Source organism: Pantoea sp. Cy-640, from assembly GCF_011752635.1.
Taxonomy (GTDB): Bacteria; Pseudomonadota; Gammaproteobacteria; order Enterobacterales; family Enterobacteriaceae; genus Pantoea; species Pantoea dispersa.
Map to the genome: position 1 here is coordinate 135291 of NZ_VWXB01000010.1, position 16746 is coordinate 152036.

The window sequence follows — 16746 nt, forward strand, 5'->3', positions numbered from 1 at the left end:
TAGCTGCAGTTATAAAGAAAGGTAAAGCGAGTTGACAGGAAAACAATGTATCAGTTCGTTTATGCCCGATTGAGGTCACCACAACGGGACGCTTCACACCGGCAGATCGCAGGCAAAAAAAACCTGCGCATCTGCGCAGGTCGGTGTAATCAAGAAAACTGTTGATGTTCACCCATCAATACCTCTGGGACCCTGACTGTAGCAAGTTGCTCAGCGCAGAAACTATCACTCAAACGCAACAGTTACCGGCAAAATGTAACCAGCGGTGAGATTGTTAGCCGATTGTGCAACTGGCGTGTTTTTTAATTTCCACCAGGCAGCTCATGGCGTTTGGTCCCTGAGTTAACGACGAGGTTCCGATGTCGAGCGTCAGCACGTTAGGGTTGCCGGCGCGGTCCCACGGCTGCCACGCTTTGCCGAAACCGGGATCGAACCAGGCGCCGGTGGCGATGATCACCACGCCGGGCGTCAGGCCGTCCGTCAGGCGAACGCCAGCCAGCATACGGCCACGCGCGTTGCTCACTTCAATCTCATCGCCGTCACTGATACCGCGCGCGGCGGCATCGTCAATGTGCACATACAGCGTTTCGTGACCGGCAGTTTTGCCGGCCTGCACCGTGGCGGTGGCATCCAGCTGGCTGTGCAGGCGATCCGCAGGCTGCACCGAAATCATGTGCAGCGGGAACTGCGCGCTGAGCGCTGCGCCAAGCCACTCCTGCGGCGCGCGCCACTCCGGATGCCCGGCGAAATCCGCCAGCTGGTAATCGGCGATGGTCTGGCAAAACAGCTCAATTTTACCGCTGGCGGTGTGAATCGGATGCGCCTGCGGATCGGCGCGGAAATCATCCATAAACACGTACGGCTTGCCGCCCTGCGGAATCTCAACAAAACCGCGCTGCCAGAATGCCTCGAACTCCGGGAACGCGATGTCCAGCTGCGCATGCGCCTGCGCGCACTGCTGGTAAAGATGCTCAATCCACTGCATCTCGTTGCGTCCTTCGGTAAAGCGATCGCGGTAGCCAAGGCGATCGGCCAGATCGGCAAAAATATCAAAGTCGTTACGCGCCTGATGCTGCGGTTTAATCGCCTGGTGCATCGCCAGCACGAAGCGGTCACGCGAGGAGCCGCCAATGTCGTTGCGCTCCAGCGTGGTGGTGGCCGGCAGCACGATATCCGCCATCTGCGCCGCGGGCGTCCAGACGATATCCTGCACGATGACCGTATCCGGACGCTGCCAGCCCTCGACCAGCCGGTTGAGCTGCTGGTGATGGTGGAACGGATTGCCGCCTGCCCAGTGCACCAGGTGAATGTCGGGATAGTGCAGCGTCTCGCCCTGAAACGCATACGGCTGGCCGGGATTGAGCAGCATGTCGCTGATGCGCGCCACCGGGATCGACAGGTTCGCCGGATTCGGGCCGGTGCTCATCAGCGGCGCCGGGCCTTCCTGGCGCGGATTGCCGACGCTGTTCATTGAGCCATGACCAAAAGAGAAGCCGCCGCCCGGCAGTCCCGGCTGGCCCAGCATCGACGAGAGCGCAATCATCATCCAGTACGGCTGCTCGCCGCGATGGGCGCGCTGCACCGCATAAGCACAGGTGATAAAGCTGCGTTTGCCCGCCAGCTGCTGCGCCAGCAATGCGATACGCGCTGCCGGAATACCGGTTATCGCACTGGCCCACGCGGGCGTTTTTGCCACGCCGTCGCTTTCGCCCAGCAGATAGGCACGCAGCTGCGGCCAGCCGGTGCAGTGGCTGGCGAGGAAAGCCTCATCGATCGCGTTGCGGCGGGTAATTTCATAGCCGAGCGCCAGCATCAGCGCCACGTCGGTGTTCGGGCGAATCGGAATCCACTCGGCGTTAACGAATGCCGGGCAGTCATCGCGCATCGGGCTGATGTTAATGATCGGCGTGCCTTTGGCGCTCAGCTGCTGCAGCGCCGGTTTCAGGCTGTGCTCGCCGGCGCCGCCGGAGGCCACCTGCGCATTTTTCAGCGCCAGGCCGCCAAAGGCGACGAAAATTTCTGCATGCTCCACCACCTGCGGCCAGTCGGTGACGCGGCCGGTGAGCGGCATATAAGTGCCAATCACGTACGGCAGAAAGAACTGTGCCGCGCCCCAGCTGTAGTTACCCTGCTGATCAACGCCACCGCCGCCCTGGAAATAGAAGCGACGAATCAGGGTGCGCGCGTGGTTAACGCGACCGGCTGATGACCAGCCGTACGAACCGTTGAAAATGCCGGAAGCGCCGTAGCGGTCGCGCACCCGGCGGTTCTCTTCAGCCACCAGATCGAGCGCGGTGTCCCAGTCCACGGCGACAAAATCTTCCCGGCCGCGCAGCGTGCGATCGCTGTTTTCACGCGACTTCAGCCACGAACGGCGCACCATCGGCTGACGGATGCGTTTATCCGAGTACACCAGTTCAGGGAGAGTGTGGATCATCGGGGAAGGATCGGCATCGGCGAAGAAAGGTTCGCAGGCAATCAGGCGCTGATTTTCGGTGACGGCGGTAAACGCGCCCCAGTGCGCAAGGTGCGGCACACGAGTTTTCATGGTTATGGGTCCGGCAAGCAGGTGTGATTCAGGCTGGCAGCATAGCACGGTGCCGTTACCGGGCTAAAGCCTCACCGTGAGCGTCTGATTTTCCGCACTTTTGCGACAGCGCTGACATTCTGGCGGGTTGCGGCTGCCGGGCTTTTCCGTAACACTGAGAGCATGTGTAAACGTTTTCCCGGATGTCGACCATTGCATGGCTACTATTAAGGATGTTGCCCGCATGGCGGGGGTGTCGGTCGCGACCGTGTCCCGCGTCATCAATAATTCGCCCAAAGCCAGCGAGAGTTCGCGCCTCGCCGTTACCCTGGCCATGGAACAGCTGCAGTATCACCCGAACGCCAATGCCCGCGCGCTGGCGCAGCAATCCACCGAAACGCTCGGGCTGGTGGTAGGCGATGTGTCAGACCCGTTTTTTGGCGCGATGGTGAAAGCGGTTGATGAAGTCGCCGGGCAAACCGGCAACTTTCTGCTGATTGGTAACGGTTACCATAATGAGCAGAAAGAGCGTCAGGCGATTGAACAGCTGATGCGCCATCGCTGTGCCGCCCTAGTGGTGCACGCCAAGAAAATTCCCGATGACGATTTAGAGCTGCTGATGAAGCAGGTGCCAGGTATGGTGCTGCTGAACCGGCTGCTGCAGGGGTTTGAGTCGCGCTGCATTGCGCTGGATGACCGCTACGGCGCCTGGCTGGCCACGCGCCACCTGATTCAGCAGGGCCATACGCAGATCGCCTTTATCTGCTCGACGCACACCATCTCTGACGCCGAAGATCGGCTGCAGGGCTACTACGATGCGCTGAAGGAGCACGGTCTGCCGTGCAACGACCGGCTGGTGGCGTGGGGAGAACCGGATGAGGTTGGTGGCGAGCAGGCAATGACGGAACTGCTCGGACGCGGCAAGCAGGTGAGCGCGGTGGCGTGCTACAACGATTCGATGGCCGCCGGTGCGCTGGCGGTGCTGAGCGATAACGGCATTCGCGTGCCGGAAGAGATGTCGCTGATTGGCTTTGATGATGTGCTGGTGTCGCGCTACGTGCGTCCGCGCCTGACCACGGTGCGCTATCCGATTGTGACCATGGCGCAGCAGGCCGCGCAGCTGGCGCTGGCGCTGGCCAACGGCACCGCGCTGCCGGAGGTGACCAATATGTTTAGCCCGACGCTGGTCAGGCGGCATTCGGTGGGTGGACCGGGTTAAACGGGTGCGGGCTTTCCCTCACCCTGACCCTCTCCCTGAGGGAGAGGGAACGTTCCAGAGCGCGCGGCAAGGAGAGCGCGGTCAGCCCCCTCTCCCGCTTGCGGGAGAGGGTTGGGGTGAGGGCCAGCGCGCGCGGTCAGCCCCCTCGCCCGCTTGCGGGAGAGGGTTGGGGTGAGGGCCAGCGCGCACCCAACCCACTATAAATCCTGCGAATACACCTTCACCTGCACCTCAGGAAACTCCAGCGCATCACACTGATACTGCCAGCCGAATCGCTCGTAGTAGCCGCCAAACGTTGACCACAGCCACACCGTTGCATAGCCGCGCTGGCGGGCGTAATCCAGCACGTGCTGCTGCAGGGCGGCGCTCAGCCCCTGCCCGCGCGCCGCTTCATCCACATACAGCGCGGCAACCCACGGATAGAGATCCTGACGGCTAATCAAATCACAGCGCCAGAACCCTACCGTGCCGTGCGGCACGTCATCATCGTCCAGCGCGACAAAGGTCACCGGAAACGCGGCACCGTTCAGGCTACTGCGTACAATGCTGTCGTAAAACGCGCGCGAGGTGCCGTCACCAAACGCCTGCCACAGCCAGTCGGTGATCTGGCTGGCGTGATGCGGCACGCTGCTGAGCGGCACGATGCGCATCAGTTCAGCTCCAGCGCCAGCAGTTCCTGAATAGTCTGCGCACGGCGAATCTCACGCGGCACGCCCTGCTCAAACAGCACTTCCGGGATCAGCGGACGGCTGTTGTAGTTGGAGGACATTGATGCGCCGTAAGCACCGGTATCATGGAACACCAGATAATCGCCGACCTGTGCCGCCGGCAGCGCGCGGGTTTCCACTTTGCCTCCTTCCAGCTGGGTAAACACATCTCCCGACTCACACAGCGGCCCGGCCACCACGCTATCCACATTCGCCTCACCCGGCGCGCTGCCATCGGCAGGCAGCAGCGAAATATGGTGATAGCTGCCGTACATCGATGGACGCATCAGATCGCTGAAACCGGCATCCACCAGCACAAAGTGACGGCTACCCATCTGCTTCACCGCCCGCACCTGCGACACCAGTACGCCCGACTCCGCCACCAGAAAACGGCCCGGCTCAATCTCCAGCTTCACCGCATGGCCGAGGTGCTCCGCGATACGCTCGCGCGCGCCGTTCCACAGGCCGTAATAGTGCTGCGTATCAATCGCCTCCTCACCAAAGCGATAAGGAATTGATAACCCGCCGCCCGCCGAAATGGCCTGCAGGTCCTGACCAAAGGCCACTACCTGATCGACCATCGCGTCGCACACCTGCTGCAGATGGCCATAATCGACGCCGGAACCGATGTGCATATGTAAACCTATCAGCTGCAGGCCATGCTGCTGAATCGCCGCCAGCGCCAGCGGCAGATCGCTGTGCCAGATGCCGTGCTTACTGTTTTCGCCGCCGGTATTAGTTTTCTGGCTGTGACCGTGGCCAAAGCCCGGATTAATGCGCAGCCAGACGCTGTGACCCGGCGAAACCGTGCCGAGCTGATGCAGCATATCCACGGATCCGGCATTCACCGGCACCTTCAGCTCGGCGATGCGCGCCAGCGTCGGTGAGTCCAGCACATCGGCGGTGAACACAATATCCTCGCCGCCCGGCTGAAAACCGGCAGCCAGCGCACGTTCGATCTCGCCGAGCGAGACCGAATCGACCTTGACGCCGGCAGCGCGCATCAGCCGCAGAATATGAATATTTGAGCAGGCCTTTTGCGCAAAGCGCACCACGTCAAACGCGCTGAGCTGCGCAATACGCTGCTGAATGATTTCGGCATCGTAAGCCCAGAACGGGCCGCTGTAGCGCTGCGCCAGCGGCAGCAGATTTGTGGCGTTAAGCGCCGTCTGGGAATCGTTAAGTGGACGTGGCATGAGCATTCTCCTGAGTCGTTGCTGTCATTTAGCCACAGCACAGTGATGCAGAAAAATATCTGTTTAAGCATCAGCTATGCAAATATGATATGGATAACACGGAGGCGACGATGGCAAAAATCAACTGGCGGCATATCGAAATCTTTCACGCGGTGATGACCAGCGGCAATCTGACCCAGGCTGCCACGCTGCTGCATACCTCGCAGCCAACGGTGAGCCGCGAACTGGCGCGGCTGGAGCAGCAGCTGGGCTTACAGCTGTTTGAGCGGGTGCGCGGTCGCCTGCAGCCCACCGTACAGGGGCTGCGGCTGTACGAAGAGGTGCAGCGCTCGTGGTACGGTCTGGATCGCATCATGGATGCCGCCGAAGGGCTGCGCAATTTCCGCCAGGGCGAGCTGTCCATCGCCTGCCTGCCGGTTTTTTCCCAGTCGCTGTTGCCGCCGCTGCTGCAGCCGTTTTTACAGCGCTATCCGCAGGTGAGCCTGAATATTATTCCGCAGGAGTCGCCGCTGCTGGAGGAGTGGCTGTCGGCGCAGCGCTACGATCTCGGTCTGACCGAAACCCAGCATGCACCCGCCGGGACTGAACGCCTGGCACTGCTAACCTGTGATGAAGTGTGCGTGCTGCCACCGCAGCATCCGCTGTGTCAGCGGGCGGTGCTGACGCCGCAGGATTTTCACGGTGAAAACTATGTCAGCCTGTCGCGCAGCGATAGCTATCGTCAGTTGCTGGATGCGCTGTTCCATGAGCAGCAGGTGGAGCGGCGGCTGGTGCTGGAGACGCACAGCGCCGCGTCGGTGTGCGCGATGGTGCGCGCCGGGGTGGGCATTTCAATTGTTAATCCGCTGACAGCGCTGGATTACGCCGACAGCGGCGTGGTGATGCGCCGCTTCAGTATTGCCGTGCCGTTCACGGTGAGCCTGGTGCGGCCACAGCATCGGCCGGCATCGGCGCTGGTCGATCACTTCTGCGACCACCTGCAGCAGCAGGTGGCCACCTTTCCGCAGCGCATCGCCCAGCGGCTGGCTTAAGCGCGCACCGTCTCGCGCTGACCGCCCGATTTGCGGAAGGTCAGCAGACAAACCACTAATCCCGCTGCCGCCAGCGCTGCCGCCGCGACCGGCACCGCCGTCAGGCCATAGCCTTTATCGATTACTGCGCCGCCCACCCACGCACCGAGTGCGTTACCGACGTTGAAGGCCGAAATGTTGAGCGTCGACACCAAATTTGGCGCGTCTTTACCGTGGCGCACCACGTTAATTTGCAGGCCCGGCACGGTGGCGAAGGTCGCCATTGCCCACAGGAACAGGGTTACCTCTGCCAGCCATAGCGCATGGCTGGTCCAGCTGAACAGCAGCGAAAACACGGCGATCAGCGAGAAGCTGAGGATCAGGCTGAACGACACTTTCCAGTCCGCCAGTTTCCCGCCAACAATGTTACCCACCGTCAGGCCAGCACCAATCAGGAACAGCGTCCAGCTGACACCGCGATCGCTGATGCCGGTCACCTGTAACAGCAGCGGCGCAATGTAGCTGAACAGCGCAAACATCGCGGCGGCAAAACACACTGTCATCAGCAGTGACAGCCACAGTTTGCCGTTGGCCAGCGCGCTGATTTCGCTCGCCAGGTGCACCGGTTTTTCATCTTTGTTAGTCGGCAGGCTGACAATCAGCGCGATGAACGCGAGGATGCCGATAATCGCCACGCCCCAGAAGGTGGCGCGCCAGCCAAACAGCTGACCAAACCAGGTGCCGAGCGGCACGCCCAGTACGTTGGCCAGCGTCAGACCGGTAAACATCAGCGCCACCGCCGACGCCTGACGGCTCGGCGCCACCAGGCTTGCCGCGACCACTGAGCCGATGCCGAAGAACGCACCGTGACACAACGCGGTAATAACGCGCGCCAGCATCAGCAGGTTATAGGTGTAAGCCAGCGCACAGAGTACGTTGCCGATGATGAAGATGATCATCAGCAGAATCAGGGTACGTTTACGCGGCAGTTTCGCGGTCAGCAGCGCCATGATTGGCGCGCCGATAGCCACGCCCAGCGCATAGCCGCTGATCAGCCAGCCCGCAGAAGGAATCGACACCTGCAGGTCACCCGCCACTTCCGGCAGTAACCCCATGATGACGAACTCCGTGGTGCCGATGGCGAACGCACTCAGCGCCAGCGCCAGTAATGCAACAGGCATAACACACTCTCCCAAAATAATTTTGCAGGCGGGCCGCACGACGAACGCCGTACGGTTAAGACAGACGCGTATCCCTCCGACAGTGCGGGGATGTTTATTTTTGAAGTGCGTCACAGTCTGCTATTAAAGCACAGCCTCTGACTCTCAACCACCCGGGCGGCAGCAAGGCTATTTTGCCTGCGCGGCAATAATCCCGGCGCTAAAAAGTGTCGCTTATGCATCACTGAGACAGGACGGCGATAACAGACTACGCTTGATAACAGGTTGTGATCGCTGTCACAGCGACGGCGCTTTCTGGCGTTAAATCAGGCAGTAAAGGATGGTCGCACATTGCCGATACCCCAATGGATTGCCCGGTGATGCGGCGTCAACACAACAGGGGGACAGAGTTATGCGATGGATCATCGCGCTGGCGATCGGCGGCTTAAGCGGCTGCTCGGTCGGGCACTATGAATACAGCTCAGAAGCGGCCAGGCGCGTCGATATGACCGTCACCGGCATCCCCACCGTGCTCGGCATGGGTGCGCTGGGCACCACTATCCCCCTGACGCGCGAATACAGCCTGACGGCGGCACACGTGGCCAAATATTCGCTGTATCGGGTGAAGGCCTGGCATCCGGAGTGCGATATCGCCGTGGTTTATCATGCAAATAAAGAAGCCAATCTGCCCCCGCAGTTCCGCAACAGTCATATCGGCGACAACGTAAATCTGTATGGGTATAGCTTTATCTCCGCGCTGCCGGTGGCATCAAGCGGCAAAAACCTGATCAATACGACGCTGAGCAATGACTGGAATAAGGCCAGTTGCGTGGTGGTGGCGGCCAATGCCGGCGTGGTGAAAGGCATGTCCGGCGGCGCGGTGTATAACGCCAGCGACGACACGCTGGCCGGGGTGATTGTCGGCTATAGCAGTCGGATTGATGATAATAAGAGCGGCAAAACGCTGTTTAAAGATGTGGCGCTGTATGTGCCTTATGCGCGGTTCCAGGCGTGGCTGGAGGGCGTGGTGAAGTCTTAGGTTGGGTGCGCGCTGATGCCCTCACCCCGGCCCTCTCCCACGGGGAGAGGGAGAAAACCAGAGCTGACCTCTGCCACAGCGAGAGGGAGAAAACCACAGCGGTCCTCTGCCACCGGGAGAGGGAGAAAACCACAGCGGCCCTCTCCCACCGGGGTACAGGCAGGTCCCCTCTCCCCATGGGAGAGGGTTAGGGTGAGGGTGAAGGCAACCTGATTACTTACCGGTCGGGCGCAGAGCCGGGAACAGGATCACGTCACGAATGGTGTGGCTGTTGGTGAACAGCATGACCAGGCGGTCGATACCAATGCCCAGACCCGCAGTCGGTGGCAGACCGTGCTCCAGCGCGGTGACGTAGTCTTCGTCGTAGAACATCGCTTCGTCATCACCGGCGTCCTTCGCGTTAACCTGCTGCAGGAAACGCTCGGCCTGATCTTCCGCATCGTTCAGCTCGGAGAAGCCATTACCGATTTCACGGCCGCCGATGAAGAACTCAAAGCGGTCGGTGATTTCCGGGTTCTCGTCATTACGACGCGCCAGCGGTGACACTTCTGCCGGATACTCGGTGATGAAGGTTGGCTGAATCAGGTGCGCTTCGGCGGTCTCTTCGAAGATCTCGGTCACCACGCGGCCCAGACCCCAGCTCTTCTCCACTTTGATGTGCAGCTCATTGGCAATCGCCACTGCTTTGTCAAAGTCATCCAGATCGGCGAGGTCCGTTTCCGGACGGTATTTCTTGATCGCTTCACGCATGGTGAGCTTCTCAAACGGCTTGCCGAAATCGAAGGTGTGATCACCGTAAGGCACTTTCGTGTTGTTTAGCACGCTCTGCGCCAGGGTGCGGAACAGGCTCTCGGTCAGTTCGATCAGATCTTTGTAATCCGCATACGCCATATAGAGTTCCATCATGGTGAACTCTGGATTGTGGCGCGGCGAAATCCCTTCGTTACGAAAGTTACGGTTGATCTCAAACACGCGATCGAAACCGCCAACCACCAGACGCTTGAGGTACAGTTCCGGCGCGATACGCAGGTACATGTCGATGTCGAGCGCGTTGTGATGGGTGATGAACGGACGCGCGGACGCGCCGCCAGGAATCACCTGCATCATCGGCGTTTCCACTTCCATAAAGTCGCGACCAACCATGAACTCGCGAATACCGGCCATGATTTTTGAACGCGTTTTAAACGTTTCGCGTGACTCTTTATTGGCAATCAGGTCAAGGTAACGCTGACGGTAACGGGTTTCCTGATCGGCGAGGCCGTGGAATTTGTCCGGCAGCGGACGCAGCGCTTTGGTCAGCAGGCGCAGCTCAGAGATGTGGATCGACAGCTCGCCGGTTTTGGTTTTGAACAGCTTACCGCGCGCGCCGAGGATATCGCCGAGATCCCACTTTTTGAACTGCTCGTTGTAGACGCCTTCCGGCAGATCGTCACGCGAAACGTAGATCTGGATCTGACCGCCCACATCCTGCAGGGTGGCGAACGACGCTTTACCCATGATGCGGCGGGTCATCATACGACCGGCTACGCTCACCTCAACGCCGAGCGCTTCCAGCTCGTCGTTCTCTTTGCTGTCATAGTCGGCATGCAGACGATCGGAGGTGGTGTCACGGCGGAAATCGTTAGGAAACGCCACGCCCTTTTCACGCAGCGCGCTGAGTTTTTCGCGACGCGCTTTCAGTTCGTTGTTTAACTCAAGGGCGGCATCAGCGCTCTGCGGTTGTTGTTCAGACATGTCGGTTCCTTATAGCCCTGCTTTTAAACTTGCTTCAATAAAACGGTCAAGATCGCCATCCAGTACGGCCTGGGTGTTACGCGTTTCTACGCTGGTACGCAGATCCTTGATGCGCGAATCGTCAAGAACGTATGAACGGATCTGGCTGCCCCAGCCGATGTCCGACTTGTTCTCTTCCGCCGCCTGCTTGTCGGCATTCTTCTTCTGCATTTCGTATTCATACAGCTTGGCACGCAGCTGTTTGAAGGCCTGATCTTTGTTCTTATGCTGCGAGCGGTCGTTCTGGCACTGCACCACAATGTTGGTCGGCAGGTGGGTAATACGCACCGCTGACTCGGTTTTGTTAACGTGCTGACCACCGGCACCCGATGCGCGATAGACGTCGATACGCAGGTCGGCCGGGTTGATTTCGATGTCGATGTTGTCATCCACTTCCGGGTAAATAAATACCGAACTGAAGGAGGTGTGACGACGACCGCCGGAGTCGAACGGGCTCTTACGCACCAGACGATGAACGCCGGTTTCGGTACGCAGCCAGCCGTAAGCGTAATCACCGATGATTTTGATGGTGGCTGATTTGGTACCGGCCACTTCGCCTTCGGACTCTTCGATGATCTCGGTTTTGAAGCCTTTGGCTTCCGCCCAGCGCAGATACATGCGCAGCAGCATGCTGGCCCAGTCCTGCGCTTCGGTGCCGCCGGAGCCGGCCTGAATATCCATGTAGCAGTCGGCGCCGTCGTATTCGCCGGAGAACATGCGGCGGAACTCCAGTTCACCCAGCTTCACGTCCAGCGCGTCCAGCTCGACCACGGCTTCGTTAAAGGTCTCTTCGTCGTCGGCTTCAACCGCCAGCTCCAGCAGACCCTGGACATCTTCCAGCCCCTGCTGCATCTGGTCGAGCGTTTCAACCACCGCTTCCAGCGAAGCGCGCTCTTTGCCCAGCGCCTGCGCGCGTTCAGGTTCGTTCCAGACGTCCGGCTGTTCCAGCTCGGCGTTTACTTCTTCGAGGCGTTCTTTCTTGGCATCGTAGTCAAAGATACCCCCTAAGAACGCTGCTGCGCTCGCTGAGGTCCTGGATACGATTTTTGACCGGATTAATTTCAAACATGGCTTTTCAGTCTTTTTTGACGATTCGGTGAGAGGAGATAAAAGTAACGCGCTAGTTTACCCGAAAGCGCGCCTGGTTTGTAGCTTTGCACATCAATGGCTATACCGCGTATGAACCGGCAGAAAATAATTGCGCCAGTTCTGGAAACCAGCAGGTATGGCGGTTGCCAGAAATCCCGCTGTCACTCGCCACCTACGCGGTGCGTCTTCAGAATTTTCCTACATAATCTCGACAATAAACGCCAGCTGGCGTCATTAAAACCCATGATTTCTCAGACAAAATCATTAAAACTCCACCATCAGAAATGTCTGGTTCGAAGCGTGATATAGCGCGATTAGCCTGCGCAATGCTGCGCTGTCCTGGCCATCAACCGGCCAGTGCGCACCTTATCCTTTCTGCACCCTGGCGGAATCTCAGGGGTTCGTGCTTCATCTATTGCGTTCTGTCTGTCAGCCACGTTGCTCAGGAGTATTCGTGACAGGGAAAGACTGCATTCAGGCCCGTTAACGTGAACGGGCGACAACATGCCCTGAGAGGCATGAGGAGTTGCCATGCATTATCCTGTTGTTACTTTTCTACCCTCACCGCGCCTGCTGGCGCTGATCATCCCGTTTCTGCTGAGCGCCTGTGGTGGTGGCGGCGGCGGCGGCGGTGGTAGCGGCGGCGGCGGCACCCTGAACCCGGTCACGCCGGTGGTTGAACCTGCGGTGCCGGCCACGGCCGCCAGCAATAAAGTAGGCATCATTGACTCCGGTCTGGCCCCGGGCCGCAGCGGAATTAATTACGCCAACGTGAATTTCTCCAGTTATGTCGACAGCAACACCGCGCTGAACGACAACATGGGAATCAACGGCCACGGCACGCTGGTGGCGATGACGCTACTGGGGCTGTCGCCTGACAGCGCGCTGTATGTGGCACAGGCGTCACAAAATAACATTTTCAGCTATGACAATACTGCGCGCGCCGTGCAGGGATTAGTGGCACAGGGCGTGCGCATCTTCAATATGTCCTACGGTTCGCAGGAGCGCCTCACCAGCCAGCAGGCGCTGACCGATGCGCGCCAGCGCTATCAGTCACTGTATCAGGGGCTTAACGCGGTGGCTGCGGCAGATGGGCTGGCGGTGATGATCACCGGCAACAACAGCGGCGCTACGCCGGCACCGGACGTGCTGACACCGCTGATGTATAACGACCCGCAACTGGCGCGTAATCTGCTGGCGGTCACCGGCATCATGGATCATACCGGTTATGATCTGCCGGGACGCGCAGCCGGCACCGGACCGTTTGACGCCTGCGGCGCGGCCGCCGCATGGTGCCTGACCGCGCCGGGTTATACCGATTATCTGTATCAAAATTCTGACGGCAGCTGGGTAAAGGTGCGCAGCTTCGGCACCTCGTTTGCCGCACCGCGCGTGACGGCCGCGGCTTCGCAGCTGTTGCAGCGTTTCCCGTGGATGAGCGGCCATAACCTGCAGCAAACCCTGCTGACCACCGCCACCTACCGTAGTGATGCGCACGATAACGTCGCCGACAGCGCGAACGGGCGGCCATACAATGAGACGTTCGGCTGGGGCGATCTTAACGCCGCCAAAGCCTTAAACGGGCCGGGACAATTCCGGGCAGAGGACTTCAGTGCGCGCCTCGACGGCGGCCAGTATGTGTTCAGCAATGACATCAGCGGCGATCGCGGGCTGGTGCTGGACGGCAGCGAACGCGGCGGTACGCTGCAGCTGACCGGCAACAACAGCTATCAGGGCCTGACGCAGGTCTCCGCCAATAGCCTGCTGATTGACGGTGCGATTGCCGGCAATGCGCTGGTGAACGGCAGCGGCAAACTGGGTGGCAGCGGGCGCATCGGCGGCAATCTGGTCAACCAGGGATCGGTTAATAGCGGCCTGCAGGTGGCGGGCAACTATCAGCAAAGCGCCGACGGTACGCTCAACGTCACGCTGAACAATCCGCTGCGCGTGACCGGCAACGCAGCGCTCGACGGCACGCTAAACCTGGCGCCGCCCTCCGCCAGCTACGTGGTGAAACAGCAGGAAACGCTGCTGACCAGCGGCGGCGGCGTGAGCGGTCAATTTAGTCAGGTCAATACCGGCGTATTTCTCGACGGTTCCGTCAGCTATGACGCCCACAGCGTTACCGGCCAGCTCACGCGCAAGAACACCGCCGCAGCGGCACAGGCGATGGGAATCGATAGCACCAGCGCGCAGCAAACCAGCCGCAACCTGGAGCAGGCGTTTGAGCTGGCAGACCGTTGGCAGGGTCAGGCGACGCTGAGCAGTGCGCAGCAGTCAGCGCTGGCGGCCGCAGGCGCCTTCCAGACGCTGGCGGACACCCGCAGCGCACAGGCGGCGATCAACTCCCTATCCGGTCAGGCGCATGCCTCCGGCAATGCGGTGCTGTTCAACGCGCTTGATTATCAGACGCGCCTGCTCAACAACCGCATCGATGATGCCAGCGAACAGGGGCGCTTCGGCTTCTGGCTGGAGAGCGGTCAGCTGCGCGGTTCGCTCGACCAGGACGGCTATCTCGGCAACCGCTATCGCAACACCCTGACCGCGCTGGGTGCCGACAGCGATTTTGGCCTGCCCGGCCTGCGCCTCGGCATCGCCTGGACGCACACTCAGCTTGATGCCACCTATGACGACACCGGCGGCAACAGCCAGAACAGCCTGCAGGGCGTAATGCTGTATGGGCGCTATGCGGTGACGCCAGCCTGGTACTGGCAGGGCAATCTCAGCTATCAGCATGGACGCGACAAACTGCAGCGCCTGGTGCTGCTGGATGAAGCTGCACCGGTTTCTTCTTCCGCCCGCACTGACAGCTGGCAGGCGGCGCTGCAGAGCGGCTATCGCTGGACGCTGCAGGAGGATTATCGCATTGAGCCTTATCTCGGCTGGCGTGAAACCGGCCTGCAAACCGGCAGCTTCAGCGACAGCGGCAGCGCGTTTGGTCTGCAGGGCGACGGCGACAGCTATCGCCGCAGCGTCGGTTACGGCGGCCTGAATCTCAGCGCGCGCCAGGACTGGTCGGCGGGCTGGTGGAGCATGCTGAGCCTGTATGGCGAATACCAGTACGCGTTCAGCAATCCGTCGATGGACGTCAGCGCGCGCTGGAGCGGCTTCGGCAGCGGTCAGCAGAGCTTTACCATCCCGGGTATGCAGCTCGATCGCCGCTCGCAGTGGTTTGGTGCGCGGGTTGATCTGGTGCAGTCGGCACGCGCGCGGCTGTTTCTGCGTGCCGACCGCCACGTGGCCGATCGCGGCGATGAGAAGGTGCTGCGCGGCGGTGTCGACGTCACGTTCTAAAGGTTACGACTGCGGCCAGATATGGTCGATGATCAGCTGTACCGAGCGATTGCCGCGGTATTCGTTGATATCCAGCTTGTAGGCCAGCTGCACCTGACGCACGCTGCTGTCTGGCCACAGGCTGGTGTCGACGTTAAAGGCGATACCATCCAGTAACGGGCCGCCGCCCAGCGGCTCGACCATCACCTTAAGGTGACGCTCGCCCACCAGACGCTGCTGCAACAGCTTAAACTGACCGTCGAACACCGGCTCCGGAAACGCCTGGCCCCAGGGGCCGGCTTCCCGCAGCATTTCCGCGGTGTGCAGGGTAAATTCCTGCGCATGCAGTTCGCCATCGGACCACATCACGCCCTGCAGCGCCTCGCCTTCCAGCCATTCGTCGATCAGCGCAGCAAAGCGCTGGCGGAACTCATCGTACTTCGCCTCTTCCAGCGACAGCCCCGCCGCCATGGCGTGCCCGCCAAATTTGATGATCAGGCCAGGATAGAGCGTGTCGATGCGTTCCAGCGCGTCGCGCAGGTGCAGTCCGGCAATCGAACGGCCGGAGCCCTTCAGCGTGCCGTCACCGGCGGGCGCGAAGGCGATCACCGGACGGTGGAAGCGCTCTTTCAGGCGTGACGCGAGGATGCCAACCACGCCCTGATGCCACTCCGGGTGATAGAACGCCAGCCCGAGCGGCAGATCGCGATGCTGGCGCTCCAGCTCATCGCACAGCGCCAGCGCCTCGCTCTTCATGCCCTGCTCAATCTCTTTACGCGTCTGATTAAGCGCATCAAGTTCGCTGGCCAGCATGCGCGCCTGGGCAATATCTTCCGTCAGCAGCAGCGCAACGCCAACCGACATATCGTCCAGCCGGCCGGCAGCATTGAGGCGTGGCCCGACGGCAAAACCGAGGTCGCTGGCCGCCAGCTGACGCGCATCGCGGTTAGCAATCTCCAGCAGCGCGCGGATGCCGGCACGGCATTTGCCGGCGCGGATGCGGCTCAGCCCCTGCCACACCAGAATGCGGTTGTTGGCATCCAGCGGCACCACGTCGGCCACGGTACCGAGCGCCACCAGATCCAGCAGTTCAGCCAGATTGGGTTCACTGCGCCCGTCGCTGAACCAGTTCTGCTGACGCAGATGGGCACGCAGCGCCAGCATCAGATAAAACGCCACGCCGACGCCCGCCAGCGAACGCGACGGGAATGCGCTGTCGCTCAGGTTAGGGTTAACGATGGCCTCTGCCGCCGGCAGCGTTTCGCCCGGCAGGTGGTGATCGGTGATCAGTACCGGTATCCCGTGCTGGTGTGCGGTATCGACGCCCGCGTGCGACGAAATGCCGTTATCCACGGTGAGGATCAGCTCGGCGCCGCGCGCACGCGCCTGCTCTACCACTTCCGGGCTCAGGCCATAGCCGTCCTCAAAGCGGTTCGGCACCAGATAATCGACGTTGCCGCCCATGCTGCGCAGCGCCAGCACGGTGAGCGCAGTGCTGGTGGCACCATCGGCATCGAAATCGCCTACCACCACGATGCGGCGTTGCTGCTGCAGCATCTCATGCAGCAGCGTCACGGCGCGCTCAATGCCGCCAAGGCTTTGCCACGGCAGCAGGAATTTCGCGCCGCGTTCCAGTTCGGCGGCGTCTTTGACACCGCGTTGCAGGTAGAGACGACGCAGCAATGGCGGTAAATCGTCGGGTAACTGCGCGTCGGCCTGGGCTTCACGCCGACGCAATTCTACAGAGTGCATC

At 60.6% G+C, this 16746-nt stretch carries 11 protein-coding genes; 4 read left to right on the top strand and 7 right to left on the bottom strand.

Annotation, left to right across the window (positions count from 1 at the left end):
• Positions 1-274: 274 nt before the first annotated feature.
• Positions 275-2548: a molybdopterin-dependent oxidoreductase gene (locus F3J36_RS20920; RefSeq protein ID WP_166720494.1), complete on the bottom strand. Its 2274-nt coding sequence runs from the start codon at positions 2546-2548 to the stop codon at positions 275-277.
• A 196-nt stretch (positions 2549-2744) separates the two neighbouring features.
• On the opposite strand from F3J36_RS20920, the gene galR reads away from it, so the two are divergent.
• The gene (gene galR, locus F3J36_RS20925; RefSeq protein WP_166720495.1) at positions 2745-3746 is read left to right on the top strand and encodes an HTH-type transcriptional regulator GalR; all 1002 of its coding nucleotides are present in this window, start codon (positions 2745-2747) and stop codon (positions 3744-3746) included.
• 197 nt (positions 3747-3943) lie between these two features.
• Here the strand turns inward: galR and F3J36_RS20930 are convergent, their stop codons facing one another.
• Together F3J36_RS20930 and lysA are read right to left on the bottom strand one after the other, a co-directional pair.
• Complete coding sequence (locus tag F3J36_RS20930; RefSeq protein WP_058757074.1) at positions 3944-4396, bottom strand: GNAT family N-acetyltransferase; 453 nt, start codon at positions 4394-4396, stop codon at positions 3944-3946.
• Entirely contained in the window at positions 4396-5649 is a 1254-nt protein-coding gene (lysA, locus tag F3J36_RS20935; protein ID WP_166720496.1) for a diaminopimelate decarboxylase, read from the bottom strand. The genes F3J36_RS20930 and lysA overlap by 1 nt, the downstream gene beginning before the upstream one ends.
• A 110-nt stretch (positions 5650-5759) precedes the next feature.
• Here lysA and F3J36_RS20940 point away from each other — a divergent pair, with 110 nt between their 5' ends.
• The gene (locus F3J36_RS20940; protein ID WP_021506685.1) at positions 5760-6680 is read left to right on the top strand and encodes a LysR family transcriptional regulator; all 921 of its coding nucleotides are present in this window, start codon (positions 5760-5762) and stop codon (positions 6678-6680) included.
• On the opposite strand, the gene F3J36_RS20945 is transcribed toward F3J36_RS20940, so the two are convergent.
• Positions 6677-7840 carry an MFS transporter gene (locus tag F3J36_RS20945; protein WP_058775879.1) on the bottom strand — a complete coding sequence of 388 codons (1164 nt, stop codon included), beginning with the start codon at positions 7838-7840 and terminating at the stop codon, positions 6677-6679. The two genes, F3J36_RS20940 and F3J36_RS20945, sit on opposite strands and share 4 nt — an antisense overlap.
• 391 nt (positions 7841-8231) lie before the next feature.
• Here F3J36_RS20945 and F3J36_RS20950 point away from each other — a divergent pair, with 391 nt between their 5' ends.
• Complete coding sequence (locus F3J36_RS20950; RefSeq protein WP_166720497.1) at positions 8232-8858, top strand: serine protease; 627 nt, start codon at positions 8232-8234, stop codon at positions 8856-8858.
• Positions 8859-9071: 213 nt separating this feature from the next.
• Here the strand turns inward: F3J36_RS20950 and lysS are convergent, their stop codons facing one another.
• Both lysS and prfB read right to left on the bottom strand, forming a co-directional pair.
• A complete protein-coding gene (lysS, locus tag F3J36_RS20955) occupies positions 9072-10592 on the bottom strand; it encodes a lysine--tRNA ligase (protein ID WP_166720498.1) in 1521 nt (506 codons plus the stop codon).
• A gap of 9 nt (positions 10593-10601) precedes the next feature.
• Positions 10602-11700, bottom strand: a protein-coding gene (gene prfB, locus F3J36_RS20960) for a peptide chain release factor 2 (RefSeq protein ID WP_166720499.1) whose coding sequence is annotated in 2 segments (ribosomal slippage) — positions 10602-11624 and positions 11626-11700 — 1098 coding nt in all. Because the reading frame shifts where the segments join, the coding sequence is not laid out codon by codon here.
• Positions 11701-12251: 551 nt separating this feature from the next.
• Between prfB and F3J36_RS20965 the strand changes: the two genes are divergently transcribed.
• Positions 12252-15014: an autotransporter domain-containing protein gene (locus tag F3J36_RS20965; RefSeq protein WP_166720500.1), complete on the top strand. Its 2763-nt coding sequence runs from the start codon at positions 12252-12254 to the stop codon at positions 15012-15014.
• A gap of 3 nt (positions 15015-15017) precedes the next feature.
• Here the strand turns inward: F3J36_RS20965 and recJ are convergent, their stop codons facing one another.
• Complete coding sequence (gene recJ / locus F3J36_RS20970; protein ID WP_058771561.1) at positions 15018-16745, bottom strand: single-stranded-DNA-specific exonuclease RecJ; 1728 nt, start codon at positions 16743-16745, stop codon at positions 15018-15020.
• Position 16746: the final 1 nt, after the last annotated feature.